Annotated in this window: 22 protein-coding genes and 1 tRNA gene; 13 read left to right on the top strand and 10 right to left on the bottom strand. The window is 68.6% G+C overall.

The features are described 5' to 3' along the window. Positions 1-7: 7 nt before the first annotated feature. Genes nirD through nirB form a run of 3 tightly spaced genes read right to left on the bottom strand, consistent with a single transcriptional unit; the run spans position 8 to position 3,681 of the window. The gene (nirD, locus tag ACAM52_RS05870) at positions 8-412 is read right to left on the bottom strand and encodes a nitrite reductase small subunit NirD (RefSeq protein ID WP_062475470.1); all 405 of its coding nucleotides are present in this window, start codon (positions 410-412) and stop codon (positions 8-10) included. 34 nt (positions 413-446) lie between these two features. Next, complete coding sequence (locus tag ACAM52_RS05875; protein ID WP_369646416.1) at positions 447-1,235, bottom strand: type IV pili methyl-accepting chemotaxis transducer N-terminal domain-containing protein; 789 nt, start codon at positions 1,233-1,235, stop codon at positions 447-449. A gap of 13 nt (positions 1,236-1,248) precedes the next feature. Beyond that, positions 1,249-3,681 (bottom strand): nitrite reductase large subunit NirB, encoded by a 2,433-nt coding sequence (gene nirB / locus ACAM52_RS05880; protein ID WP_369646417.1) that lies wholly within the window; start codon positions 3,679-3,681, stop codon positions 1,249-1,251. A gap of 64 nt (positions 3,682-3,745) precedes the next feature. On the opposite strand from nirB, the gene ACAM52_RS05885 reads away from it, so the two are divergent. Further along, positions 3,746-5,464 carry a bifunctional protein-serine/threonine kinase/phosphatase gene (locus tag ACAM52_RS05885; protein ID WP_159271050.1) on the top strand — a complete coding sequence of 573 codons (1,719 nt, stop codon included), beginning with the start codon at positions 3,746-3,748 and terminating at the stop codon, positions 5,462-5,464. Between the two features lie 20 nt (positions 5,465-5,484). On the opposite strand, the gene ACAM52_RS05890 is transcribed toward ACAM52_RS05885, so the two are convergent. Next, entirely contained in the window at positions 5,485-6,750 is a 1,266-nt protein-coding gene (locus tag ACAM52_RS05890) for a nitrate/nitrite transporter (RefSeq protein WP_139702821.1), read from the bottom strand. A 263-nt stretch (positions 6,751-7,013) separates the two neighbouring features. Here ACAM52_RS05890 and ACAM52_RS05895 point away from each other — a divergent pair, with 263 nt between their 5' ends. Continuing rightward, complete coding sequence (locus ACAM52_RS05895) at positions 7,014-8,297, top strand: type IV pili methyl-accepting chemotaxis transducer N-terminal domain-containing protein (protein ID WP_369646418.1); 1,284 nt, start codon at positions 7,014-7,016, stop codon at positions 8,295-8,297. A gap of 25 nt (positions 8,298-8,322) precedes the next feature. Here ACAM52_RS05895 and ACAM52_RS05900 read toward each other — a convergent pair whose 3' ends face one another. The 4 genes from ACAM52_RS05900 to ACAM52_RS05915 form a co-directional block, all read right to left on the bottom strand. Continuing rightward, on the bottom strand, positions 8,323-9,132 hold the full coding sequence (locus ACAM52_RS05900) for an ABC transporter ATP-binding protein (RefSeq protein ID WP_369646419.1): 810 nt from the start codon (positions 9,130-9,132) through the stop codon (positions 8,323-8,325). Continuing rightward, entirely contained in the window at positions 9,129-10,052 is a 924-nt protein-coding gene (gene ntrB, locus ACAM52_RS05905) for a nitrate ABC transporter permease (protein ID WP_095746068.1), read from the bottom strand. Before ntrB ends, ACAM52_RS05900 begins: the two co-directional genes overlap by 4 nt. A 13-nt stretch (positions 10,053-10,065) precedes the next feature. Further along, a complete protein-coding gene (locus ACAM52_RS05910; RefSeq protein WP_062475451.1) occupies positions 10,066-11,313 on the bottom strand; it encodes a CmpA/NrtA family ABC transporter substrate-binding protein in 1,248 nt (415 codons plus the stop codon). A gap of 318 nt (positions 11,314-11,631) precedes the next feature. Continuing rightward, positions 11,632-12,897, bottom strand: a complete 1,266-nt coding sequence (locus tag ACAM52_RS05915) for a nitrate regulatory protein (protein WP_062475447.1) — start codon at positions 12,895-12,897, stop codon at positions 11,632-11,634. Between the two features lie 100 nt (positions 12,898-12,997). Between ACAM52_RS05915 and tsaD the strand changes: the two genes are divergently transcribed. Further along, positions 12,998-14,059, top strand: a complete 1,062-nt coding sequence (gene tsaD, locus ACAM52_RS05920; RefSeq protein WP_369646420.1) for a tRNA (adenosine(37)-N6)-threonylcarbamoyltransferase complex transferase subunit TsaD — start codon at positions 12,998-13,000, stop codon at positions 14,057-14,059. On the opposite strand, the gene ACAM52_RS05925 is transcribed toward tsaD, so the two are convergent. Together ACAM52_RS05925 and ACAM52_RS05930 are read right to left on the bottom strand one after the other, a co-directional pair. Next, positions 13,995-14,753: an alpha/beta hydrolase gene (locus ACAM52_RS05925; RefSeq protein ID WP_062475441.1), complete on the bottom strand. Its 759-nt coding sequence runs from the start codon at positions 14,751-14,753 to the stop codon at positions 13,995-13,997. The genes tsaD and ACAM52_RS05925 overlap by 65 nt on opposite strands. Before the next feature lie 190 nt (positions 14,754-14,943). Continuing rightward, positions 14,944-15,312 carry an Hsp20/alpha crystallin family protein gene (locus ACAM52_RS05930; RefSeq protein ID WP_159276089.1) on the bottom strand — a complete coding sequence of 123 codons (369 nt, stop codon included), beginning with the start codon at positions 15,310-15,312 and terminating at the stop codon, positions 14,944-14,946. Between the two features lie 127 nt (positions 15,313-15,439). Here ACAM52_RS05930 and ACAM52_RS05935 point away from each other — a divergent pair, with 127 nt between their 5' ends. The 10 genes from ACAM52_RS05935 (at position 15,440) to ACAM52_RS05980 (ending at position 25,156) form a co-directional block, all read left to right on the top strand. Beyond that, positions 15,440-16,723, top strand: a complete 1,284-nt coding sequence (locus ACAM52_RS05935; RefSeq protein WP_369629487.1) for a branched-chain amino acid ABC transporter substrate-binding protein — start codon at positions 15,440-15,442, stop codon at positions 16,721-16,723. 36 nt (positions 16,724-16,759) lie between these two features. After that, on the top strand, positions 16,760-17,923 hold the full coding sequence (locus tag ACAM52_RS05940; protein WP_159276090.1) for a pyridoxal phosphate-dependent aminotransferase: 1,164 nt from the start codon (positions 16,760-16,762) through the stop codon (positions 17,921-17,923). Positions 17,924-17,934: 11 nt separating this feature from the next. Continuing rightward, positions 17,935-18,735, top strand: a complete 801-nt coding sequence (locus tag ACAM52_RS05945) for an AraC family transcriptional regulator (RefSeq protein ID WP_369646421.1) — start codon at positions 17,935-17,937, stop codon at positions 18,733-18,735. 83 nt (positions 18,736-18,818) lie between these two features. Continuing rightward, positions 18,819-19,829 carry a DMT family transporter gene (locus tag ACAM52_RS05950; RefSeq protein ID WP_369646422.1) on the top strand — a complete coding sequence of 337 codons (1,011 nt, stop codon included), beginning with the start codon at positions 18,819-18,821 and terminating at the stop codon, positions 19,827-19,829. Then, positions 19,826-20,092: a 30S ribosomal protein S15 gene (gene rpsO, locus ACAM52_RS05955; protein WP_056579564.1), complete on the top strand. Its 267-nt coding sequence runs from the start codon at positions 19,826-19,828 to the stop codon at positions 20,090-20,092. The genes ACAM52_RS05950 and rpsO overlap by 4 nt, the downstream gene beginning before the upstream one ends. Positions 20,093-20,296: 204 nt before the next feature. Next, complete coding sequence (gene pnp / locus ACAM52_RS05960; RefSeq protein ID WP_369646423.1) at positions 20,297-22,636, top strand: polyribonucleotide nucleotidyltransferase; 2,340 nt, start codon at positions 20,297-20,299, stop codon at positions 22,634-22,636. A gap of 90 nt (positions 22,637-22,726) precedes the next feature. Then, the gene (locus ACAM52_RS05965; protein WP_159271066.1) at positions 22,727-23,725 is read left to right on the top strand and encodes an NAD(P)H-quinone oxidoreductase; all 999 of its coding nucleotides are present in this window, start codon (positions 22,727-22,729) and stop codon (positions 23,723-23,725) included. Between the two features lie 13 nt (positions 23,726-23,738). Further along, on the top strand, positions 23,739-24,503 hold the full coding sequence (tpiA, locus tag ACAM52_RS05970) for a triose-phosphate isomerase (RefSeq protein WP_369646424.1): 765 nt from the start codon (positions 23,739-23,741) through the stop codon (positions 24,501-24,503). 38 nt (positions 24,504-24,541) lie between these two features. After that, positions 24,542-24,952, top strand: coding sequence for a preprotein translocase subunit SecG (gene secG, locus ACAM52_RS05975; RefSeq protein WP_159271069.1), 411 nt, complete (start codon positions 24,542-24,544; stop codon positions 24,950-24,952). Between the two features lie 119 nt (positions 24,953-25,071). After that, positions 25,072-25,156: transfer RNA gene (locus ACAM52_RS05980), tRNA-Leu, on the top strand. Positions 25,157-25,215 lie beyond the last annotated feature (59 nt).

Below are 25,215 nucleotides of genomic sequence, written 5' to 3' on the forward strand. Positions count from 1 at the left end.
GCGGGCCTCAACCTTCTTCCGGGGACAGCACTGTCACGGCGGCCAGTCGCTGCGGTCCGGCGACCGGGCGCTCCAGGTCGAGCGCGTGCGTGGCCAGCTCGCCGGCGTCTAGGTGCACCACGCCGTCTTCCAGCTTCACCGCGAACTTGGGCGTGCAGCCTTCGTCGGGTGAGCGGGCGCAGCCGTCGTCCAGGCCGATGGCCCAGTTGTGCAGCGGGCAGGCCACGCTGGTGCCGAACACGATGCCCTGGCTCAGCGGGCCGCCCTTGTGCGGGCAGCGGTCGAGCAGCGCGAAGACCTGGTCTTCGGCATTGCGGAACACGGCCACGTCCAGGCCGGCGGGCCGCATCACGCGGCGGGCACCGAGCACGGGGATGTCGTCGAGGCGGCAGATGGCTTTCCAATCGCTCATGGTGGGGCTCTCTTGTCTTGGGGTCGGGCGCGGGTCAGGTCTTGATCTCGGCGTACAGGCCGGTCACGCGGTCCATGATCGCGAGCAGGTTCTCGCTGCTCACGAACACGTCGGACATCAGCGCGGGCGAGGCGCCCGCACCGTCCAGGCGCTGCAGGCCGCGGTTGAAGAACATCCATTGCGCGTCGGCCAGCACCAGCTCCTGGCGGATCTGCGCGGTGGCCTCGGGCGCGTTGCGCAACAGCTCGAGCGCGGCCAGGAATTCGGTGCGCGCCTTGGCGATCTCGGCGGTGCTGCCGGCCGGGTCGATCTGCATCGCCGCGGCCAGGTAGCACTTGGCCATGCGCTGCGACAGCATGCGCTGGCGCCCCGCGATGTTGACCAGCCGCCCGACCGGCCTGCCCGAGGCCGCCTCGTACTGCGCCGTGCCCTGGTGGGCCAGCGCGAGCACGGCGGCGTCGAGCGCCACCACCCGCGCGGCGGCGTCCCGGCCGGGCGCCGCGTCGGCCAGTTCGGTGCGGAACGCGCGCCAGGCGCCATCGAGGCCGTCGTAGGTGGCGCGCAGCGTTGGCGTCGGTGCAAAGGCCTTGAGCTCGCCGAGCTGGCGTTCGAACAGCGCCACCGAGCGGTCGAGCACCTGCTGCGCGCTGCGCGGCTCCACCTTCTGCACCAGCGCCAGGTAGGCCTTGCTCGCGCGCTGCGACAGCATCCGCTGGCGGCCGGCCTTGTTGATGGCGTCGTTGAGGTCGGCCACCTGCGCATGGGCGCCCACGGGGGCGAGTGCTGCGAGGGCGGAAGAGGCGATGAAGAGTCGTCGTTTCAAGCGGTCGCTCCGATCACACGCTCAGCGGCGCAAACTGCCGCACATCCACCGAGGCTTGCGCCGATTCGAACCACGGGTCGGGCTCGCCGTCGAGCGCGAACTGCAGCCGCTCCCACAGCGCCTGGCGGCCTTCGGCGTCTTCGAGGATCTTCTTCTTCACGTAGTCCAGGCCCACGCGGCCGATGTAATGCACCGTGCGCTCCAGGTACCAGCCTTCCTCGCGGTACAGCTGCAGGAAAGCGCCGGCGTGTTCCATCACTTCCTCGGCGGTCTTCACCTTCACGAGGAACTGCGCCACCTCGGTCTTGATGCCGCCGTTGCCGCCCACGTACAGCTCCCAGCCCGAGTCGACGCCGATCACGCCCACGTCCTTGATGCCGGCCTCCGCGCAGTTGCGCGGGCAGCCCGACACGGCCAGCTTGACCTTGTGCGGCGAGTACATGGCCCACAGCGCACGCTCCAGGTCCTTGCCCATCTGCGTGGAGTCCTGCGTGCCGAAGCGGCACCACTCGCTGCCCACGCAGGTCTTCACCGTGCGCAGCGACTTGGCGTACGCAAAGCCGCTGGGCATGCCGATGTCCTTCCACACGCCTTCGAGGTCTTCCTTCTTCACGCCCAGGAGGTCGATGCGCTGGCCGCCCGTGACCTTGACGGTCGGGATCTTGTACTTGTCGGCCGCGTCGGCAATGCGGCGCAGCTCGTCGGGAGTGGTGTGGCCGCCCCACATGCGCGGAATGACGGAGTAGGTGCCGTCCTTCTGGATGTTGGCGTGGCTGCGCTCGTTGATGAAGCGGCTCTGCGGATCGTCCTTGGCCTCTTTCGGCCAGGTGCTGATCAGGTAGTAGTTGACGGCCGGGCGGCAGGTGGCGCAGCCGTTGGGCGTGCGCCAGCCCATGCCGCGGTAGACCGCGTCGTGCGTGAGCCAGTGCTCCTTGCGGATCGCGTCGCGCACGTCCTGGTGGCTCATGTCGGTGCAGCCGCAGATCGCCTTCTTCTTCGGCGTGGCCGAGTAGTCGCCGCCGGCCGTGAACATCAGGATCTGCTCGACCAGCCCGGTGCACGAGCCGCAGCTGGCGCTGGCCTTGGTGTGCTTCTTCACCTCGTCGAGCGTGAACAGGCCCTTCTCCTTGATGGCCTTGCAGATGGTGCCCTTGTTCACGCCGTTGCAGCCGCACACCTCGGCGTCGTCGGGCATGCTCGCGGCCTTGCTGTGGCCCTCGTGGCCGGTGTCGCCGATGTTCGATTCGCCGAACATCAGCTTGTCGCGGATGTCGTGCACGCTGCGGCCGTCGCGCAGCAGCTTGAAGTACCAACTGCCGTCCACCGTGTCGCCGTACAGGCAGGCGCCGATGAGCTTGTCGTCCTTGAGCACCAGCTTCTTGTAGACGCCGCCGAAGGGGTCGCTCATCACGATCTCCTCGGTGCCTTCGCCGCCCATGAACTCGCCGGCGCTGAACAGGTCGATGCCCGTCACCTTGAGCTTGGTGGACGTGAGCGAGCCGAGGTAGCGGCCGATGCCGAACAGCGCCAGGTGGTTGGCCGCCACCTTGGCCTGCTCGAACAGCGGTGCGACCAGGCCGTAGGCGATGCCGCGGTGCGCCGCGCATTCGCCGACCGAGTAGATGCGCGCGTCGGTCACCGTCTGCATCGTGTCGGTCACCACGATGCCGCGGTTGCAGTGCAGGCGCATCTTCTCGGCCAGCTCGACATTGGGGCGGATGCCCACGGCCATCACCACGAGGTCGGCCGCGACCTCGGTGCCGTCCTTGAAGCGGATCGCCTTCACGCGGCCGTCGTCGCCCCCGACGAGGTCCTGCGTCTGCGCGCCCATGAGGAACTTCAGGCCGCGGTCTTCGAGCGACTTCTGCAGCAGCTTGCCCGCCACGTCGTCCAGCTGGCGCTCCATGAGCCAGGGCATCACGTGCACCACCGTCACGGTCATGCCGCGCAGCATCAGGCCGTTGGCGGCTTCCAGGCCGAGCAGGCCACCGCCGATGACCACCGCGTTCTTGTGCGTGCGCGCGGTCTCGATCATGTAGTCGGTGTCGGCGATGTCGCGGTAGGCGATCACGCCCTTCAGGTCCTTGCCGGGCACGGGCAGCATGAAGGGGTTGGAGCCGGTGCACATCAGCAGGCGGTCGTAGGGCGCCTCGGTGCCATCTTCCGCGCGCACGATGCGGTTCACGCGGTCGACTTCGACCACCTTCTTGCCGGCGTGCAGCGTGATGTGGTTGTCGCTGTACCACTCCCAGCTGTTGAGCACGATCTCGTCCACCGTCTGCTCGCCCGCGAGCACGGGCGACAGCAGGATGCGGTTGTAGTTGGGGTGCGGCTCGGCGCCGAAGACGGTGATGTCGTACAGGTCGGGCGCGATCTTCAGCAGCTCTTCGAGCGTGCGCACGCCGGCCATGCCGTTGCCGACCATCACGAGTTTCATTTTCTTCATGGGGCGGGACCTTTCAGGGAAATCAACCGAACGACGGCCCGCGGCGCGCGGTCAGAATCGCGCCATGAGCTTTGAAGTGGACATCGGCTACAGCAGCCAGCGCGGGCCGCGCGACGCGAACGAAGACTTCGCTGGCACGGTGCATGCGCCGGCCGGCGACGAGGCGCGCGGGCTCATCGCGGCCATTGCCGACGGGGTCTCGAGCGGCGGACGCGGCCGCGAAGCGGCGCAGACCACGGTGATGGGTTTGCTGGCCGACTACTTCGCCACGCCCGCGACCTGGGAGCCGACCGCCGCGCTCGATCGCCTGATTGGCGCGCAGAACGGCTGGCTGGCCGACCACAACCGCCGGCGCCAGGGAAAACAGGAGGGCGCCGGCACGGCGCTCACCACGCTCACCGCGCTGGTGCTGCACGGCCAGAGCTACACGCTGGCCCACGTGGGCGACACGCGCGCCTGGCGCGTGCGCGCCGACGGCGAACCCGCGCAATTGCTCACGCAGGACCACGCCTTCGACCATCCCGACATGCGCAGCCGGCTCACGCGCGCCATCGGCCTGGACGACCAGGTGCGCGTCGACTACCTGCAGGGCGACGTGCGCGTGGGCGACTGCTTCGTGCTCAGCACCGACGGCGTGCACGGCGTGCTCAAGCCGCAGCAGGTGGCCGCGCTCGCGCTGCAGGGCGACGCCGAGGCAGCAAGCGAAGCGCTGGTGCAGGCCGCGCTGGACGCCGGCACGCGCGACAACGCGACCGCGCTGGTGATCCGCGTGGTGGGGCTCGATGCGCGCCAGCTCGACGACGAACTCGGCGACGGCCGCCGCCTCGCGCCGCCGCCGTGGCTCAAGGTGGGCGACGTGCTCGACGGCTACGTCGTCACCGGCCTGGTGGCCGACACCGGCGTGCACCTGCTGTACCAGGCGCGCCATCCGGTCACGCGCGAACTGGTCGCGCTCAAGACCCTGCACCCCTCGCGCGCCGGCGACCCACAGGAGCGCGCGATGCTGGCGCACGAGGCCTGGCTGGGTCAGCGCGTGGGGCAGGGCGGCGGCTTCGTGCGCGTGCACGAGCGTGCGCCCGACGCCAGCGCGCTGTACATCGTGTTCGACTGGCACGGCGGGCGCACGCTCGAGCAGATGCGCAAGGACGGCACGCGCGGCACCGTGGCCGAGGTGGTCGCCGCGGCCATCGAGGTGAGCCGCGCACTCGGGCGGCTGCACCGCCACGGCGTGGTCCACCGCGACATCAAGCCCGGCAACCTGCACCGGGGCGACGACGGGCGCTGGCGCATCCTCGACCTGGGCGTGGCGATCTCGGGCCGCGAAGGCGCGGCGCAGCGCGAGCTGCATGCGGGCACGCCGAGCTACATCAACCCCGAGCAGTGGGAAGAGGGCGGCGTGGCCGATGCGGGCAGCGACCTGTTCGCGCTCGGCGCCACGCTCTACCAGTGGCTGGGCGGGCACCTGCCCTACGGCGAGATCGAGCCCTACCAGGTGGCGCGCTACCGGCGCGATCCGGTCGCGCTCTCGCGCCTGCGGCCCGACGTGCCTGTGTGGCTCGACCACCTCGTGCGCAAGGCCGTGGCCCGCGATCCGCGCGAACGCTTCGAGACCGCCGAGGAGATGCTGCTCGCGCTGGAGCGCGGCGCCTCGCGCCCCGTGAACGCGCCCGCCGCCACGCCGCTGATCCGCCGCGACCCGCTCGCGCTGTACCAGCTCGCGCTCGGCGTGTCGGTGCTGTTCAACGTGCTGCTCATCGTGTGGCTTCTCTTCCTGCCACGTTGAGCGGGGGCGGGCGAAGAGGCTCATGAACGGGCGGCCTTGCGAACGGGCGAGGGCTTGGCAACCGCAGGCGCCGGCGTGACGCGCGCGCGTCCGCCTTTTTCGGCCCAGGTGCGCGTCCAGCGGATCTGCATCACGCGCATCACGCCCAGCATCGCCAGCGAGAGCGCACCGAAGAACACGAAGCCCCAGGCATAGCTGCCCAGGTACTGCTTCGACAGGCCCATGGCGTTGGGCACCAGGCCGCCGCCGAGGGCGCCGATCTCGCCGATCATCGAGCCGGCCACCGCCGTGCTCGTGGGCCAGCGCAGCGGCACCAGCTGGAACAGCGCGCCGTTGCCCGCGCCCAGCGCGGCGAAGCAGACGATCAGCAGCAGCGTGGTGAGCGCCAGCGAGCCCGACGAGAAGCCCACCAGCACAAGGCCCACGGCCACCACCAGCAGCACCACCGTGAGCGTGTTCACGCCGCCCCAGCGGTCGGACAGCCAGCCGCCCACGATGCGCACCGCCGCGCCCATGAAGGCCGCGAGCATCGTCAGCTGGCCGGCCTGCACCTTGCTCACGCCGAACTGATCGTAGTAGTACGAGGGCAGGAAGGTCGTGAGGCCGATGAAGCCGCCGAAGGTCACGCCGTAGATCAGGCTGAAGACCCAGCCGTCTTTCTCGAACAGGCAGGCGATGTGCGCGCGGAAGCTGCCATGCGGGTCCACGTCCGGCGGCTCCTTGGCGAAGACCACCATCACGACCATCGGGATGAGGATCGCGACCGCGGCCACGCCGTACACCGCCTGCCAGCCCAGCCAGTTGGCCAGCGGCGGCGCCACCAGCACCGACACGGCCGTGCCCACGTTGCCCGCGCCCACCAGGCCCATCGCCAGGCCCTTGTGCTGCGGCGGGAACCAGCCCGAGCCCAGCGACAGCGCCACGCCGAAGCTCGCGCCGGCGATGCCCAGCAGCACGCCCATGGCGAGCAGGTCGTTGAAGCTCTTCACGAAGAAGAAGCCGAACAGCATCGCCACGGCGATGAGGCCCATCTCGACCAGCGTGGCCTTCTTGCGGCCGATGTACTGCGACAGCAGGCCCAGCGGAAAGCGCATGAGCGCGCCCGCGATGATCGGCACCGACAGCATCAGGCCCTTCTGCGCGGGCGAGAGGTTGAAGGTCTCGCCGATGAAGGGCGCCATGGCGCCGTTGAGCACCCAGATGCAGCAGGAGAACGAGAAGTACAGGAAGGCCGCGAACAGGGTCGGACTGTGGCCTGACTGCAAGAAATTCCTGAAACCGGACATGGCGTTCAAAGGTGCAAAAAGCCGCGGCGCGACCGGGCAGCGGTCGTGTCGACGGACAGGGGTGGAGTCGGGGTACCGGCGGCGAACGCCGTCGGCATGGGGGTGGGCCCGGCCTGGAGGCGGCCGGGGCGGATGCAGGGGGAACCTGCAGCCTCACCAAAGCGGTGCTTCGTTACACCGTGCCCCCTTCGATGCAAGAGGCGTGCCTGCGGATGCAGGCTGGCGTGGCCTATGCTTCCCGGGCCTTGCCACACCTTGCCGCCATGTCCCTTCTCGTCGTCCTGTCCCCTGAACCCGCTGAAGGCGAGCCCTTGCCGGCGTCGCTGCAGCAGTCGATCGATGCCGCGGGCGTCGCGGTGCTCGGGCGCGCGGGCTGCCACACGCTGGTGCAGCGCGCGCAGGCGCTTGCACCGTCGATGGTCCTGGTGCATCTGGATGCAACAGAGCCGCAGCTCGACGCGTTGCTCGAAGCGCTGGCCCCCTGGGGAGGCGCACCGCCGTGCGCCCTGGGCGTGATGAGCGCGCCGCTGGACGGCGCGCAGCACGCAGCGCTCGTGGCCGCGGGCGTGCACGGGTGGGTACCCATTGAAGGCGTCGATGCGCTCGCGGCACTGACCGCGCAGGCGCAGGCCCGCTGGACCCGCGAGGCCGCGCTGCGCACCGAACTCGACGCCCTGCGCACGCGCATGGACGAGCGCAGGTGGGTCGATCGCGCCAAGGGCCTGCTGATGTCCGCGCGCGGCATCGGCGAAGACGAGGCTTTCGGCCTGCTGCGCGGCGCCGCGATGCACGCCAACCTGCGGCTGGGCGAGGTGTCGCGCTCGGTCATCGAGGCCGCGCAGTGGGCCGAGGCGATCAACCGCGCGGGCCAGCTGCGCATGCTCTCGCAGCGTCTGGTGCGCGTGGCGGCGCAGCTCGCGGCCGGCATCGACGCGCAGCGTGCGCGCGTGCTGCGCACGCAGTCGACCGAGCGGGTGCAGCAGACGCTGGATCATCTGACGGCCCTCGAGCTGGGGCCGGCGGGCGTGCAGGCGCTCGGCGAGGTGCAAGCCGCCTGGAACGGACTGGCCGCGTTGCTGACCGCCAAGCCTGCGTCGACGGGGCTTGCTGCGATCGATGCGCGCGGCGAGGCCCTGCTGTCGGCGGCCGAATCCCTGACGGACGCGCTGGAAGCTTCGGGGGCGCGGCGCGCGCTGCGCATCGTCAACATCTGCGGACGGCAGCGCATGCGCGCGCAGCGGCTGGCCAAGGACGCGCTGCTGGCCTCGACGCTCTCGGCCGGCGTCTCGCGCGAGCGGCTGCTGCCGACCATGAACGAATTCGAAGCCGCGCTGCTGGAGCTGGAGCGCGCGCCGCTCAGCTCGCCCGAGATCCGCGCCGGGCTGGCGAGCGCGCGCGACGAGTGGCTGCGCCTCGTCGGCGGCGTGCAGGCGCTCGACAGCGCCGAGGGGCGCGCCACGCTGGTGCGTTCCAGCGAGGCGCTCGTGGACACCTTCGAGCGCCTGACCGGGTGGTACGAGCACAGCCTGCAGGTCATCATGTCCTGACGCCCGTGGTGCCGCGCCTGCCGGGTCAGGCCGCAGCCTTCTCCACATGCGCCTGGCGCGTGTAGAGAAAATCGATCACCGCCTTGCGCGCATGCACATAGGCCGGGTCTTCGGCCAATGCGACACGGTTGCGCGGCCGCGCGATCTCCACCGCCAGCACGTCACCGATGGTGGCGGCCGGGCCGTTGGTGAGCATCACGATGCGGTCGCTGAGCAGCACGGCTTCGTCGACGTCGTGCGTGACCATGACGACTGTGCTGCGCGTCTTCTGCACGATGGCGAGCAGCTCGTCCTGCAGCTTGGCGCGGGTGAGGGCGTCGAGCGCGCCGAAGGGCTCGTCCATCAGCAGCACCTTGGGCTCCATCGACAGCGCACGGGCAATGCCCACGCGCTGCTTCATGCCGCCCGAGATTTCGCCGGGGCGCTTCTGCGCCGCGGGCGTGAGGCCCACCAGCGCAAGCGCCGCGTCGGTGCGTTCGCGCAGCTGCGCCTTGCTCTCGGTGGCCGCGAACACGCGCTCGACCGCGAGGTACACGTTCTCGAAGCAGGTGAGCCAGGGCAGCAGCGAGTGGTTCTGGAACACCACGGCGCGCTCGGGCCCCGGGCCCTTGATTTCCTTGTTGGCGCACAGCAGCACGCCCTGCGTGGGCGTGGTCAGCCCGGCGATGAGGTTCAGCAGCGTCGACTTGCCGCAGCCCGAGTGCCCGATGAGCGTGACGAACTCGCCCTTGGCCACGTTCAGGTTCACGTCGCGCAGCGCGACGAAGCGGCCCTTGGGCGTCTTGAACGCCTGTTCGACGTTGTGGATCTCGATGTACTTCGAATCGTCGTTCATGACTTCACCTCTTCGAACGTGAATGCGGTGGCGAGCTTGATGAGCGCGAACTCCAGCACCAGGCCGACGATGCCGATCACGAAGATCGCGATGATGATGTTGGCGACGTTGAGGTTGTTCCACTCGTCCCACACCCAGAAGCCGATGCCCACGCCGCCCGTGAGCATCTCGGCCGCGACGATCACCAGCCACGCGGTGCCCACGGCCAGGCGCACGCCGGTGAGCATGTAGGGCAGCACGGCCGGAAAGAGGATCTTGGTGAGGATCTTCCATTCGCTGAGGTTGAGCACCTTGGCCACGTTCATGTAGTCGCTGGGCACGCGCTGCACGCCCACGGCGGTGTTGATCACCATCGGCCAGATCGAGCAGATGAAGATGGTCCAGATCGCGGCCGGGTTGGCGCCCTTGAACACCAAGAGGCCGATGGGCAGCCAGGCCAGCGGCGACACCGGACGCAACAAGCTGATCAGCGGGTTGAACATGCGCGAGAGGAACTCGAAGCGCCCGATGGCGAAGCCGGCCGGGATGCCGACCGCAGCGGCGAGGCCGAAGCCCAGCGCCACGCGCTGCAGCGACGACAGCACGTTCCAGCCCACGCCCTGGTCGTTCGGCCCCTTGCTGTAGAACGGATCGCTGAACACCGTGAGCGCCTGCTGCCAGGTGGCCAGCGGCGAGGGAAAGCCGGTGGTGCTCTTCATGGCCACGATCTCCCACACCAGCACCAGCAGGCCGAAGCCCAGGAACGGCGGGAGCACGCGCATCCAGAAGGCGCGCAGGTCCAGGGGCGCGCGGGTGCGCGGCATGGGTGCCGCCGCCGCAACGGCCGCAGCAGGGGCGGGTGCCAGGGGCCTGGACACCACGGGCGCGGCGACCTGCGAGGCCACGGCGTCGAGCGGGGAATGGAAGACAGCGCTGACCATGGTGCGTTTCTCCTCAGACATGGAGCTTGAAAGACTCGGCGTACTTCTTCGGGTCCTTGCCGTCCCAGACGGTGCCGTCGAAGAGCTTGCTGGTGCGCAGCACGTCCTTGGGCACGGGCGTCTGCGTGGCGGCGGCGGCCTGCTTGTAGATGTCGATGCGGTTGATCTCGGTGGCCACCTTCAGGTAGTCGGGGTGTTCCTTCAGCAGGCCCCAGCGCTTGTGCTGGGTGAGGAACCACATGCCGTCCGAGAGGTACGGGAAGTTCACCGCGCCGCCGTTGTAGAACTTCATGTGGTTGGGGTCGTCCCAGCTCTTGCCCAGGCCGTTGGTGTAGCGGCCCAGGATGCGCTGGTTGATGGCGTCCACGCTGGTGTTGACGTAGCTCTTGTCAGCAATGGTTTCGGCCATCTTGTTCTTGTTCTGCAGGCCGGTGTCGATCCACTTGCCGGCCTCGAGGATCGCGGCCGTGACGGCGCGCGCGGTGTTCGGGTACTTCTTCGTGAACTCCGCGGTGCAGCCCAGCACCTTCTCGGGGTGGTCCTTCCAGATGTCCTGCGTCGTGATGCCCGTGAAGCCGATGCCGTCCATGATCGCGCGCTGGCCCCAGGGCTCGCCCACGCAGTAGCCGTCCATGTTGCCCACGCGCATGTTGGCCACCATCTGCGGAGGCGGCACGGTGATGTTCTTCACGTCCTTGAACGGATCGATGCCGGCCGAGGCGAGCCAGTAGTAGAGCCACATGGCGTGGGTGCCGGTGGGGAAGGTGTGGGCGAAGGTGTATTCGCCCTTTTCCTTGGCGATGAGCTTGGCGAGCGAGGCCGCATCGACCGCGCCCTTGTCGGCCAGCTTCTTCGACAGCGTGATGGCCTGGCCGTTGTTGTTCAGGGTCATGAGCACGGCCATGTCCTTCTTCGGGCCGCTCACGCCCAGGTGCATGCCGTACACGAGGCCGTAGAGCACGTGCGCCATGTCGAGGTCGCCGTTCACGAGCTTGTCGCGCACGCCGGCCCAGCTGGCTTCCTTGCTCGGCACGATCTTCACGCCGTACTTCTTGTCGATGCCCAGCACCGAGGCCATCACCACGCTGGCGCAGTCGGTCAGCGGGATGAAGCCGATCTTCACTTCTTCCTTCTCGGGCTTGTCCGAGCCCTGGGCCCAGACGGCGGCGCGCAGCGCGGGGTCGATGCCCACGGCGCCGAGGGCGGCGGCCTGCAGCACGCGGCGCCGGCTCAGTTTGGTTTTCAGCAGCAGATCGGACATGGGCGGGGCTCCAGAAGTGAAAGACAAAAACGAAAAGGCGTCCGCACCGCGCAGGGGCTGCTCGCGAACGAGCCCTTGCGGGATGGGGACGCCTTTGTCCGGTTCGGTGGGCCGCACCCGCCGTTGGGTGCAACCTGCCTGAAGACCTTGCGGTCTGTGACAAGCTCCATGCAAGCGGTGTGCCAGCCCGAAGCCGCTGGTGGGAGCTATGGAAAAGATAGCTGGCAGGGCGCGCCGGCGCAGGAGAAAGTTCCTGCTGGCTCGCTAACCCGGGCGACGCACAACTGTTGTGCGCTGCACCAATCCAAGCGGCCCGGGTCAGCGCCGCGGTGCAGGTTCGAGCGGCAGGTAGTCGGCCATGGCCAGCATCGACTCGGCCACGTCGACGAGGCGGCGCTTCTGGTTCATGGCGGTCTGGCGCAGCATCTTGTGCGCCTCGGCCTCGCTCAGGCGCCGGTGCGCCATCAGGAGGCCCTTGGCGCGCTCGACGATCTTGCGTTCGTTGAGCGAGGCCCGCACGGTGTCGAGTTCGTCGCTCATGGCCTGCAGGCGCTGCGACTGCTCCTGGACCATGTCGAGCACCGAGCGTTCGAGGTGGCGCCCGAGCTGCGCGGGCGTGGCATCCTGCGCCTGCTGGGCATCGTCGAAGAAGAGCGCGCCGCCGGCCTGCGGGGCCAGCGTGCCGAGCAGTTGCCGGTACGCGGCCAGCTCGCTGCGGGCCTGGGCGGTCTTGTGGTCGCACAGCGCGCGCAGGTCGGCCGAGAGGCGGTTCTCGACCGTCTGCATGGCGTCGATGCGCCGCGTGCAGCAGTCGAACCAGGCCTGGCTCAGGAGCGCGTCGGCCGGCACCGAGGTGGCGCCCTTGCGGCGCAGGCGTTCGAGTTCGGCGAGCACGGCGTCCGACTGGCTGTCGTGCCACAGCGTGCGCACCGCGTCGCCCGAGAAATCGATGAACACCTGGAAGCAGCGCTCCTGCGACTCGATGAGGTGGCGCCACTGCTGGCGCTGCGCGTCGTCGCCCCGGCCCAGCGCGAGCGCGGCGGCGCCGAAGGCCCGCTCCTGGCCGGCGAACTCCTTGCCCTGCATGAAGTTGAACATCGCCACCAGCAGGCGCGAGATCTCGGGGTCGGTGGCGCCGTCAGCCGCCTCGAACACCACCGCCAGCAGGCCGGCCACCAGCTTGGCGAAGGCGGCCACGGCCTGGGCCGGCTGGAGTTCGAGCGCGTCGATGCGCCGGCGCAGCGCGGGCAGGGCGTCCAGGCCGGGCAGCACCCAGGCGATGCGGCTGAACAGGCGCGCGCCGTGGCCGGCGCCCACCGCGCGGTGGTGCTCGGCCTCGAGCCGGTCGAAGCCGGCGCGCACCTGCTGCTCGAGCGCCAGGCATTCGGCGATCTGCGGGCCGCGCTGGTCGGCAAAGCGCCCGCCGTGCGAGGCCAGGAACACGTTCGACATGCCGCGCTCGCGCTGCAGCGCATGCACGAGCCGGCCGATGGCGCCGACCAGCTCGCTGGTGCGCGCGAGCTGGTCCAGCGCGTCGATCTCGCATCGGCGCGCGGCGATCAGGAAGCTCAGGCCGGAAGTCATTCGTGGGGGCGCAGAAGGGGCGCCTTCCGCTCGTGCAACTTCCGTGCCTCGCTTGCCCCTTCGCGGGCGCCGCCGGCGGGCGGCCCCTACACTCGGCGCCATGCTCTTGTTGGGAATCGAATCATCCTGCGACGAGACCGGCGTGGCGCTGGTCGAGTCGCACGGCGACGCGCTGCCGCTGCTGCGTTCGCACGCGCTGCACAGCCAGATCGCCATGCACCAGGCCTACGGCGGCGTGGTGCCCGAGCTGGCCAGCCGCGACCACATCCGCCGCGTGCTGCCGCTCACCGAAGCCGTGATGGCCGAGGCCGGGCGTTCGCTGGCCGAGATCGACGTGGTGGCCTACACGCGCGGCCCGGGTCTGGCCGGCGCGCTGCTCGTGGGCGCCGGCGTGGCCTGCGCGCTCGGCGTGGCGCTGGGCAAGCCGGTGCTGGGGGTGCATCACCTCGAAGGGCATCTGCTGTCGCCGTTCCTGAGCGCCGACCCGCCCGAATTTCCGTTCGTGGCGCTGCTGGTGTCGGGTGGTCACACGCAGCTGATGCGGGTCGACGGCGTGGGCCGCTACGAACTGCTCGGCGAGACCATCGACGACGCGGCCGGCGAGGCCTTCGACAAGAGCGCCAAGCTCATGGGCCTGCCGTACCCCGGCGGCCCCTGGCTCGCGAAGCTGGCCGAAGAGGGCGACGCCGCGGCCTTCAAGCTGCCGCGCCCGCTGCTGCACAGCGGCGATCTCGACTTTTCGTTTGCCGGCCTGAAGACGGCCGTGCTCACGCAGGCCAAGAAGCTCGGCGACCAGCTCGAGGCGCGCAAGGCCGACCTGGCCGCCTCCACGCAGGCGGCGATCGTCGAAGTGCTGTTGAAGAAGTCGCTCGCGGCGCTGGACCAGACCGGCCTGAAGCGGCTGGTGGTGGCCGGCGGCGTGGGGGCCAACAGGAACCTGCGCGAGCAACTGAACGCGGCCTGCGCCAAGCGCAAGGTGCGCGTGCACTACCCCGAGTTGCATCTGTGCACCGACAACGGCGCCATGATCGCCATGGCGGCCGCGATGCGGCTGCAATCAGGCCTGTCGCAGGCCTCGGAGCGCTATGCCTTCGACGTCAAGCCGCGATGGCCGATGGCATCGCTGATGACGCCCGAGACGCCGCTGCCGGAAACCGTGTAGCCGGCTGCTGCCGTGCGCGCCCCAGCGAGGGCAGCGGCAGCACGTCGAGCACGTTGCGCCAGAGCTGGCGCCACTCGGGCCAGTCGTGGCCGCCTTCGGTCGTGAACACGCGCCCCGGCGGCAGGGCGTCCGCCAGCAGCTTGTGGTTGCTGGCAAAGCGGTCGGCCAGGCCGAAACCCAGGTACAGCGGCGGCAGGTCCTGGGAAGGCTTCGGCGCCAGGTACTGCTGGAAGAAGGGCCAGAGCTTGCGGTCGGGTTCCTCGTCGGGCTGCGGCCCGGTGGGCGCCTGCCAGGCGCGCAGGCCGCCGGCCTTCTTGATTTCCGCGCCGAGCACGCGGCGCCCGAGGTAGGGCGCCAGCGCCACGATGCCATCCACCGAGCCCGGCCGTGCCAGTTCGTGGATCAGCGCGCCGAACCCGCCGATGGAAATGCCGACCAGCCAGATCGAGGTGTAGCCCTTGGCCCGCTGGGGCTCGATGACGTCGGCGTGCAGCCGCTCGCTGAGGGTCTGGTCGTAGTAGTAGGAGACGTCCGCATCGACCAGCAGTGCGTCGGCTGCGAGGTGCCGCTCGCGCACGGCGCTGATGAAACCCTCGCGCTCGAACTCTTCGGGTTTGAGGTAGGCCCCTGGCAGGAAGATCAGGAGCGTGTCGGACCGTTCGTTGTCATTGGCTGACTGCAGGTGCGTTTTCATGGTGCCTTGAGGCACACCCGCTGTCCGCACCGCCCGGGAACTCGATGCGTTTACGAGATGCCCACGAAGAAGAAAGTACTAATAAATCGTCGCATCATGTGACGTTATCCGGCACTATTGTGAATACGGCGCTTGTTTAAAGTCAAAACAAGCTGTCACTAACATTTTCTTCGTGGGGGCATCGCCGGGACTAGTTGATCTGCAAGTTCGAAACCTGGCTTGCCGGCACCAGCTTGCCCAGCTTCAGGGTCAGCACGCCGTTCTCCAACTTGGCTTCGCTGGTGGCCAGGTCGATGGCTTGCGGCAGCTCGTAGGCGAGCTTGATCTGGCGCTTGGCTTCGGCCTTGCTTTCGATGCGGACCACGGCGCCTTCGATGGCCACCGACAGGTCTTCACGCGACAGGCCGGGCACGTCCAGCGACAGGGTCCAGCTCTTGTCGTCTTGCTCGACCAGGGGCGAGCGGCGGGCGCCGGCGAAGGCCTCGTTCACGAAGCGCTCGAAAGCGCGGTCGTGGGCACGGGGAGCGAAATGCGCGCGGTGGGTGGGGGTGAAGAACATGGCGAAAACTCCTGGGTGAATGAACACAATGGGGACATGGAATGTGTGTCCCTTACACTGCGCGGCCTTTCCATCGTGAGTGCCGCTTGACACCTCATCTAGGCGCATCGGCACGCGTTTCAAGACAATGAAAACCCCCTTTATTTGGCGCCGCCAGGCCTTGAAATTCGCAGCGGCGGCGCTATGCGCGACCCCGTTCGCCGGCCTGGCCCAGGCCCCGCAACCCGCCCCCATCCGGCTGGCGCTCATCGAGAGCATGAGCGGCCCGTTCGCCAACACCGGCGAGGCCGTGTTCCGCAACCTGCAGTGGGCCGTGGAGCGCGTGAACGCGCGCGGCGGCGTGAAGCTGCCGGGCGGCGCGCGGCTGCTGCAACTGGACCGCTACGACAGCAAGGGTCAGAACGAAGAGGCCCTGTCGGCGCTGCGCGCGGCCATGGACGATGGCACCCGCATCGTGCTGCAGGGCAACTCGTCGGTGACGGCCGCGGCGCTGATCGATGCCATCGACAAGAACAACGAGCGCGACCCCTCGCGCCGCGCGATCTTCCTGAACTACTCGGCCGTCGATCCGGTGCTGACCAACGAGCGCTGCAGCTTCTGGCACTTCCGCTTCGACGCCCATGCCGACATGCGCGTGGCCGCGCTGATGGACGTGGTCAAGGACGACGCGGCGCTCAAGCGCGTCTACCTGATCGGCCAGGACTACAGCTTCGGCCAGGCCGTGCTGCGCGAGTCGCGCCGCCAGCTCGGCGTGCAGCGCCCCGACGTGGAAATCGTCGGTGACGAACTGCACCCCATGGGCAAGGTGAAGGACTTCGCGCCCTACGCCACCAAGATCCTCGCCAGCGGCGCGCAGGCCGTGGTCACCGGCAACTGGGGCAACGACCTCACGCTGCTCGTGAAGGCCGCGCGTGAGGCTGGCTTCAACGGCAGCTTCTACACCTTCTACGGCAATGCGCTGGGCGCGCCGGCCGCCATCGGCGACGCGGGCATCGGCCGCGTGGTCGCCGTGGCCGACTGGCTGCCGAACGTGCAGACGCCGCAGTCCGAGGCCTTCTACCGGGCCTTTCGCACGCGCTTTCCGCGCCCGGCCGACGACTACGTGCACATGCGCATGCAGCTCTTGGTCGAGTCGCTCGCGCAGGCGCTGGAACGCGCGGGCAGCACCGAGGCCGTGCCGCTGGCGCGCGCGCTGGAGCAGGCCGACGTGAGCCTGTACGGTCAGCGCGGCCGCATGCGCGCGGCCGACCACCAGTTCCAGCAGCAGCTCGTGGTCGGCGTGATGGACAAGCAGGGCAAGCCCGGCGTGCAGTTCGACGTCGAGGGCTCGGGCTACGGCTTTCGCGTGATCAAGACGATTGCGCCCGAGCGCGCCGAGCAGCCCACGTCCTGCAAGATGAAGCGCCCTTGAGGCAGACGACACCCGACAGCACAGGAACCCCCAGACATGCGTGAAGCCATCCACCACCTCGAAGCCTCGAAGATCCGCGAAGTCGCCAATGCCGGCATGGGCCGCGACGACGTGCTCGCCTTCTGGTTCGGCGAGAGCGACGAGGTCACTCCCGAGGTGATCCGCCAGGCGGCCATCGAGTCGCTGCAGCGCGGCGAAACCTTCTACGCGCACAACCTCGGCCTGCCCGAGCTGCGCGAAGCCATCGCGCGCTACACCAGCCGCCTGCACCCGACGGTCGACGCCTCGCGCATCGCCGTCACCTCGGGCGGCGTGAGCGCGCTGATGCTCGCGGTGCAGGCGCTGGTCGACGCGGGCGACGACGTGGTCGCCGTCACGCCCGTGTGGCCCAACCTCACGGCGCAGCCGGCGATCATGGGCGCGCAGGTGCGCACCGTGCCGCTGGTGCCGGTGAACGGGCAGTGGACGCTCGACCTGCCCGCGTTGCGCGCGGCGGTCACGCCCAAGACGAAGCTGCTGATCGTCAATGCGCCGAACAACCCCACGGGCTGGACGATGACGCGCGACGAGCAGCAGGCCGTGCTCGACCATTGCCGCGAAACCGGCACCTGGATCCTGGCCGACGAGGTGTACGAGCGGCTGTACTTCGAGCCCACGCCGAACGGCTGCGCGCCGAGCTTCCTCGACATTTCTACGCCCGACGATCGCCTCGTCGTGACGCACAGCTTCTCGAAGAGCTTCCTCATGACCGGCTGGCGCCTCGGTTGGCTGGTGCTGCCGCCGGCGATGGTCGACGGCATCGGCAAGCTGATCGAGTTCAACACCTCGTGCGCCAGCGTGTTCACGCAGCGCGCCGCCATCGCGGCGCTGGAGCACACGGCCGACATCACGCCGCGCGTGGTCGCGCACCTGAAGCAGTGCCGCGACACGCTGGTGCCGCTGCTGGCGGCCGTGCCGGGCGTGCAGGTGGCGCCGGCCAAGGGCGGCATGTATGCCTTCTTCCGGCTCGAAGGTTTTGGCGATTCGCTCGAACTCGCCAAGCGCCTCGTTGCCGAAGCCGGCCTGGGGCTCGCGCCGGGCAACGCCTTCGCGCCCGAGGCGCAGGGCTGGCTGCGCTGGTGCTTTGCGTCGAAAGACCCGCAGCGGCTGGTGCAGGGCGTCGAGCGGCTGCGCGGCTGGCTGGCGAAGCAGGCGCGCTGAGGTTTTCCGGCATGGCGTCGCCGTCGAGCTTCGCGCCCGTCGATGCCGTGCGCATTCGCGGCTCGGCGCTGCCGGGCCTGCAGGCGATCGCGGCCGAATCGAAGCGCAGCTTTCCGCGCCACATGCACGACGTGTTCGGCATCGGCGTGATGGACCGCGGCGGACAGCGCTCGGCCAGCGGGCGTGGCGCGGTCGAGGCGGTGCGCGGCGATGTCATCACGGTCAATCCGGGCGAGGTGCACGACGGTGTCGCGATGCACGGCGAAGCGCGGGCCTGGCGGATGCTGCATCTGGCGCCTGCGCTGCTGTCGGATGGTGTGCCGCCGGGATTCGAGCTGACGCGGCCGGTGCTGAGCGATCCGGCGCTGCGGCAGGGCTTCGACCGGTTGTTCGCGGCCGTGGTCGAAGGCGACGACGCGATGGCGCTGGAGCAGGGCGTGCTGCAACTGCTGCGCGATGCGCCTGGCGCGCGGGCCCCGGAATCGCCGAAACGCGTGGCACCGGCAGCGATGGAGCGTGCGCGTGCGCGCATCGCCGACGACTGCATCCATGCGCCCACGCTCGCCGAACTGGCGCGCGAAGCGGGCCTGAGCCGCTACCAGCTGCTGCGCGGCTTCGCGGCCGCCTTCGGGCTGCCGCCGCATGCCTGGCTGCAGCAATGCCGGCTGTCGCGCGCCCGCCGGCTGATCGCGCAGGGCAGGGCGCTGGCCGATGCCGCAGCCGGCGCGGGCTTCTCTGACCAGAGCCACATGACGCGGGCCTTCGTGCGCTTCCTGGGCTTCACGCCCGGGGCGTACGCGGCGGCGCGCTAGCTCGATTCCTGCAATTTCGTTCAAGACCGCCGCGCCCCTGGCGGGAGACGCTCGCGCTTTCTGCAAAACGGAAGGCGATCAGGATGTCGGAACGAAGCAAGGGAATGTGGCTGTGCGCGCTCGCGATGGTCACGGTCGGCAGCACGGTGGTCGCGAGCAAGCTCATTGCGAGCGGCCTGCCGCCGTTCACGGCGACCGCGCTTCGCTTTGCGCTGGCGCTGCCCGTGTTCGTGGTGTTGATGGGATGCTTGCGCGTGTGCTGGCCGCGCCCGGACCGCCACGACGCCGTGCTGCTGCTGTGCCAGGCGGCGGCGGGCAGCGTCGGCTACACGGTGCTGCTGATCCTGGGCGTGCGCTGGGCGCCGGCCGCCGACGCGGGCGTGGTGACCGGCACGCTGCCGGCCATGGCCGCGCTGGTGGCCGTGCTGGCGCTGCGCGAGCGGCCGGGGCGCTACCTGGTGGGCGGGATCGTGCTCGCGAGCCTGGGCGTGCTGGCGATCACGCTGCGTCCGGGCGACGGAGGTGGCGAGCGCACGTCGACCGCGCTGCTCGGCAACCTGCTGGTGCTGGGGGCGGTGGCGCTCGAGTCGCTGTTCATCCTGCTCAACAAGCGGCTGCGCGTGCCGTTGGCGCCGCTCGTGCAATCGACCGCGATGGTGGCGCTGGGGCTGCTGCTGTCCGTGATCCCCGCGTTGCTGGAGCGCGCCTGGCTTCAGCCGGTGCCCGCCGAGGCGCTGGCCGGGGTGGCCTACTACGCGCTGGTGCCGACGGTGGCGGGTTTCCTGCTCTGGTACGCGGGCGCCGCCCGGCTGCGGGGCGCCGAAGCGGCGCTGTTCACGGCGCTGATGCCGGTGTCGGCGCTGGTCCTGGCCGCGTGGTGGCTGGGGGAGGCGGTGGGGTGGGCCCAGGTCGCCGGCGCCGCCTGCGTGCTGGGGGCCGTGGGGCTGGTTTCGCTTGACGGAAGGCGGCGGGAGGGAGCGGTCAAGCCGGCCGATGTATACTCCCAAAGCTTTGCATGCCGCAAGGCGCACGGTGAGGGCAGTTCCAGTGCTCACCGCAAGTCAAACATCCCGGAACAAGGAAATTCAACATGATCGCAGCCTCCATCAAGGCCGAAGTTGTCAAGGACAACGCCCGTGCAGCCAACGACACCGGCAGCCCCGAAGTGCAAGTCGCACTGCTGACCGCCCGTATCAACGAGCTGACCCCCCACTTCAAGACGCACGCCAAGGACCACCACGGTCGTCGCGGCCTGCTGCGCATGGTCAGCCGCCGTCGCAAGCTGCTCGACTACCTCAAGTCCAAGGACGCCGAGCGTTACACCGCGCTGATCGCCAAGCTGGGTCTGCGCAAGTAATTCGAATCGCATGAAAAAACGCCTGGGTTAGTCCGCTAGCTCAGGCGTTTTTTACTTCGCGATCCACTTTCGGAGTGCCCAACAGAGCGAAGCTGTGTCATTCCAATGAAGTTCGTCCCGAGCTTCGCTGGAATGGCATCGTGTTCTGAGCAGCCTCCGCCCCTTGCGAATCCTGTGTGATTCGCTATCAAAATAGGAGCAAAAATGAGCCTCTTCAACAAAATCACCAAGTCCTTCCAATGGGGCGACAAGACTGTCGTCATGGAAGCCGGTGAAATCGCCCGCCAGGCGACCGGCGCCGTGCTGGTCGACATCGACGGCACCGTGATCCTGGCGACCGTGGTCGCTTCCAAGGCCGCCAAGCCGGGTCAAGACTTCTTCCCGCTGACCGTCGACTACATCGAGAAGACCTACGCCGCGGGCAAGATCCCCGGCAGCTTCTTTAAGCGCGAAGCCAAGCCCAGCGAACACGAAACCCTGACCAGCCGCCTGATCGACCGTCCGATCCGCCCGCTGTTCCCCGAAGGTTTCCTGAACGAAGTGCACGTGGTGATTCACACCGTGTCGCTGAACCCTGAAGTCGACGCCGACATCGCCGCCATGATCGGCGTGAGCGCCGCTCTGTCGATCTCCGGCATCCCGTTCAGCGGCCCGATCGGTGCCGCCCGCGTGGGTTACATCAACGGCCAGTACGTGCTGAATCCGGGCCCCACCGCCCGCAAGGATTCGCAGATGGACCTCGTCGTCGCCGGCACGCAGGCCGCCGTGCTGATGGTCGAATCCGAAGCCCAGCAACTCAGCGAAGAAATCATGCTGGGCGGCGTGGTGTTCGGCCACGAGCAAGCCAACATCGCGATCAACGCGATCCACGACCTCGTGCGCGACGCCGGCAAGCCGGAATGGCTCAAGGAAGGCACCTGGGTGCCTGAAGCCAAGGACGAAGACTTCATCGCCAAGATCAACGGCCTGGCCGAAGAAAAGCTGCGCGCCGTCTACCAGATCCGCAGCAAGCAAGCCCGCACGCAAGCCCTGCGCGAAGCCAATGCCAGCGTCTTCACGGCCCTGAAGGCCGAAGGCGCCGAGTTCGACGCCGGCAAGGTCAGCGACCTGCTGTTCGCGATCGAGTCGCGCATCGTGCGCGGCCAGATCCTGCAAGGCGAGCCGCGCATCGACGGCCGCGACACGCGCACCGTGCGCCCCATCGAAATCCGCAACTCGGTGCTGCCCCGCACCCACGGCTCGGCGCTGTTCACGCGCGGCGAGACGCAGGGCCTGGTCGTCACCACGCTCGGCACTGAGCGCGACGCACAGCGCATCGACGCGCTGGCCGGCGAGTACGAAGACCGCTTCCTGTTCCACTACAACATGCCTCCCTTTGCCACCGGCGAAGTGGGCCGCATGGGCTCCACCAAGCGCCGCGAAGTGGGTCACGGCCGTCTGGCCAAGCGCGCGCTCGTCGCCGTGCTGCCGACCAAGGAAGAATTCCCGTACACCATCCGCGTGGTGTCGGAAATCACCGAGTCGAACGGCTCCTCGTCGATGGCTTCGGTCTGCGGCGGCTGCCTCTCGATGATGGACGCCGGCGTGCCCATGAAGGCACACGTGGCCGGCATCGCCATGGGCCTGATCAAGGAAGACAACCGCTTCGCGGTGCTGACCGACATCCTGGGCGACGAAGATCACCTGGGCGACATGGACTTCAAGGTGGCCGGCACGACCAACGGCATCACCGCGCTGCAGATGGACATCAAGATCCAGGGCATCACCAAGGAAATCATGCAGGTCGCACTGGCACAGGCCAAGGAAGCGCGCATGCACATCCTGGGCAAGATGCAAGAAGCGATGGGCGAGGCCAAGGCCGACGTGTCGCAGTTCGCACCGCGCCTGACCACGCTGAAGATCAACCCCGAGAAGATCCGCGACGTGATCGGCAAGGGCGGCGCCGTGATCCGTGGCCTGCAGGAAGAAACCGGCACGACGATCAACATCGACGAAGACGGCACCATCACCATCGCCTCGACCGATCCGGAAAAGGCCGAATTCGCCAAGAAGCGCATCGAGCAGATCACCGCCGAAGTCGAAATCGGCAAGGTCTACGAAGGCCCGATCACCAAGATTCTGGACTTCGGCGCACTGGTCAACCTGCTGCCCGGCAAGGACGGCCTGCTGCACATCAGCCAGATCGCGCACGAGCGCGTCGAGAAGGTGACCGACTACCTGAGCGAAGGCCAGATCGTGAAGGTCAAGGTTCTCGAGACCGACGAAAAGGGCCGCGTCAAGCTGTCCATGAAGGCTCTGACCGAGCGTCCGGCCGGCATGGAATACAGCGAGCGCCCGCCGCGTGAAGACCGCGGCGATCGCGGTGACCGTGGTGGCGACCGCCGTGAGCGTTCGGACCGTGGCGATCGCGGCGGCGACCGTGGTGGTGATCGTGGCGAGCGCGCACCGCGCTTCAACGACCAGCAGCAACAGCCCCGCGGCGAGCAGCAACAGCAGCCCGCCGGCGAGTCGCAGCAGCAAGCGCCGCGCGAACCGCAGGAGTAAGCAGTGAGGCGCGACGGCCTGGTGCCGTCGCCTCTCGTGGACAGCCACTGATGCCCGCCCCTGTGCGGGCATCCGAGTCTCGGAGACCCCATGAAAGCCATTGAGATCACTTCGTACGGCGCCCCCGAGGTGCTGCGCGTCGCTGCGCGTCCCGACCCGGTGGCGGGCGAGGGTGAGCTGCTGATCCGCGTGGCGGCCAGCGGCGTGAATCGTCCGGACGTGCTGCAGCGGATGGGGCACTACCCCGTGCCGCCCGGCGCCTCCGACCTGCCGGGCCTCGAAGTGGCCGGCGAGATCGTGTCGGGCGACGCCAAGGCGCTGGCCGACGCGGGTTTCAAGGTCGGCGACCGCGTGTGCGCGCTGGTGGCCGGTGGCGGCTATGCCGAGCTGTGCGTGGCGCCCGTGGCGCAATGCCTGCCGGTGCCCAAGGGCTGGAGCGATGTCGAGGCGGCTTCGCTGCCCGAGACCTTCTTCACCGTCTGGAGCAATGTGTTCGAGCGCGGCCGCCTGCAGAAGGGCGAGACCCTGCTGATCCAGGGTGGCTCCAGCGGCATCGGCGTCACGGCGATCCAGATCGCCAAGGCGCTCGGCGCGACCGTGATCGTCACGGCTGGCAGCGACGACAAGTGCGAAGCCTGCCTGAAACTCGGCGCCGACCACGCGATCAACTACCGCACGAGCGATTTCGTCGAAGTGGCGAAGCAGCTCACGGGCGGCAAGGGCGTGGACGTGGTGCTCGACATGGTGGCCGGCGACTACGTGGCACGCGAGGTCGAGTGCCTGGCCGAAGATGGCCGGTTGGTGATCATCGCGGTGCAGGGCGGTGTGAAGAGCGAGATCAACGCGGGCCTCGTGCTGCGTCGTCGGCTCACGATCACCGGCTCGACGCTGCGTCCGCGGCCGGTGGCGTTCAAGGGCGCCATTGCCAAGGCACTGCGCGAGAAGGTCTGGCCGCTGCTCGAAAGCGGCGCGGTCAAGCCCGTGATCCACAGCACCTATGCGGCAGCAGGTGAGCCCAGCGGCGCGGCCCAGGCTCACACGCTGATGGAATCGAACCAGCACATCGGCAAGATCGTGCTGACTTGGTGAGACGAACAACGCGATGACAACCTTCAAGAAACTGATTGCCGGCAACTGGAAGATGAATGGCGGTCTGGCCGCCAACGAGGCGCTGGTGAGGGCCCTGCAGCAAGGGCTGGCCGCCAGCCCTGCAGCATGCGGTGTCGCGCTGTGCGCGCCTGCGCCGTACTTCGCCCAGCTGCAATCGCTGCTGGCGGACACGCCGTCGCTGGCCCTCGGTGCGCAGGACATTTCGGCGCACCCGCAAGGTGCGTTCACCGGCGAGCAATCGGCTGCGATGCTGAAGGATTTCGGCGTGCGCTATGCCATCGTCGGCCATTCGGAGCGTCGCCAGTACCACGGCGAAACCGACGATGCCGTGGCCGCGAAGACGGCGGCGGCGCTGGCGAACGGCATCACGCCGATCGTCTGTGTCGGCGAGACGCTGGCACAGCGCGAAGCAGGGCAGACCGAAGAGATCGTCAAGCGCCAGCTGGCCGCGGTGATCCATGTGAATGGTCACTGCATCAGCGAGATCGTCGTGGCCTACGAGCCGGTCTGGGCCATCGGCACGGGCAAGACGGCTTCGCCCGAACAGGCGCAGGCGGTGCATGCCGTGCTGCGTGCGCAACTGCACCATGCCGCGAGCGAACATGCCGCGGGCATCAAGATTCTGTACGGCGGCAGCATGAACGCGGCGAATGCCGCCGAACTGCTGGCGCAGGCCGACATCGACGGCGGCCTCATCGGCGGCGCCTCGCTCAAGGCGCCCGACTTTCTGCAGATCATTTCTGCCGCTGCACGCTGATCGCGGCAACGGCAGCCATCACTTAGGAGTAAGAACGAATGAACGTGGTCCTCAATCTTCTGGTCGGCGTGCAAATGCTGGCGGCGCTGGCAATGATCGGCCTGATCCTGATCCAGCACGGCAAGGGTGCCGACATGGGTGCGGCCTTCGGCAGCGGCAGTGCAGGCAGCCTGTTCGGCGCCAGCGGCAGTGCCAACTTCCTCTCGCGCACCACGGCTGTGCTGGCCGCGGTGTTCTTCGCCTGCACGCTGCTGCTGGCCTACTTCAGCCACGCACGTCCTGCGGGCGGCGGCAGCCTGCTGGAGCGCGCAGCCGTGGGTGCGCCTGCTGCACCGGCCGCGCCTGCGACCGGCGCTGCGGGCGAAATCCCCGCTGCAGCAGCACCTGCCAAGGCCGCTTCGGCGCCTGCTGCACCCGTTTCGGGCTCCGGTCAGATTCCGGCCAAGTAATCAGGTTGTTTTCATGCAGCCGTTCGTGAGAAACGGCTTCATTTCAGGGTAAACTCTAAATCTGTTCAGAAAGCCAAATGCCTCAACGGCACCTCATGCCATCTGGACAGTTAAAAACCGCGGTCGTGGTGAAATTGGTAGACACGCTATCTTGAGGGGGTAGTGGCGAAAGCTGTGCGAGTTCGAGTCTCGCCGACCGCACCAAATCTCACCGGCAGAAGATCTCTTTCCAGAGGCTCTTCTGTCGGTGGCAAGCGGTGAAA

The organism is Variovorax sp. V118 (assembly GCF_041154445.1).
Lineage (GTDB): Bacteria > Pseudomonadota > Gammaproteobacteria > Burkholderiales > Burkholderiaceae_C > Variovorax > Variovorax boronicumulans.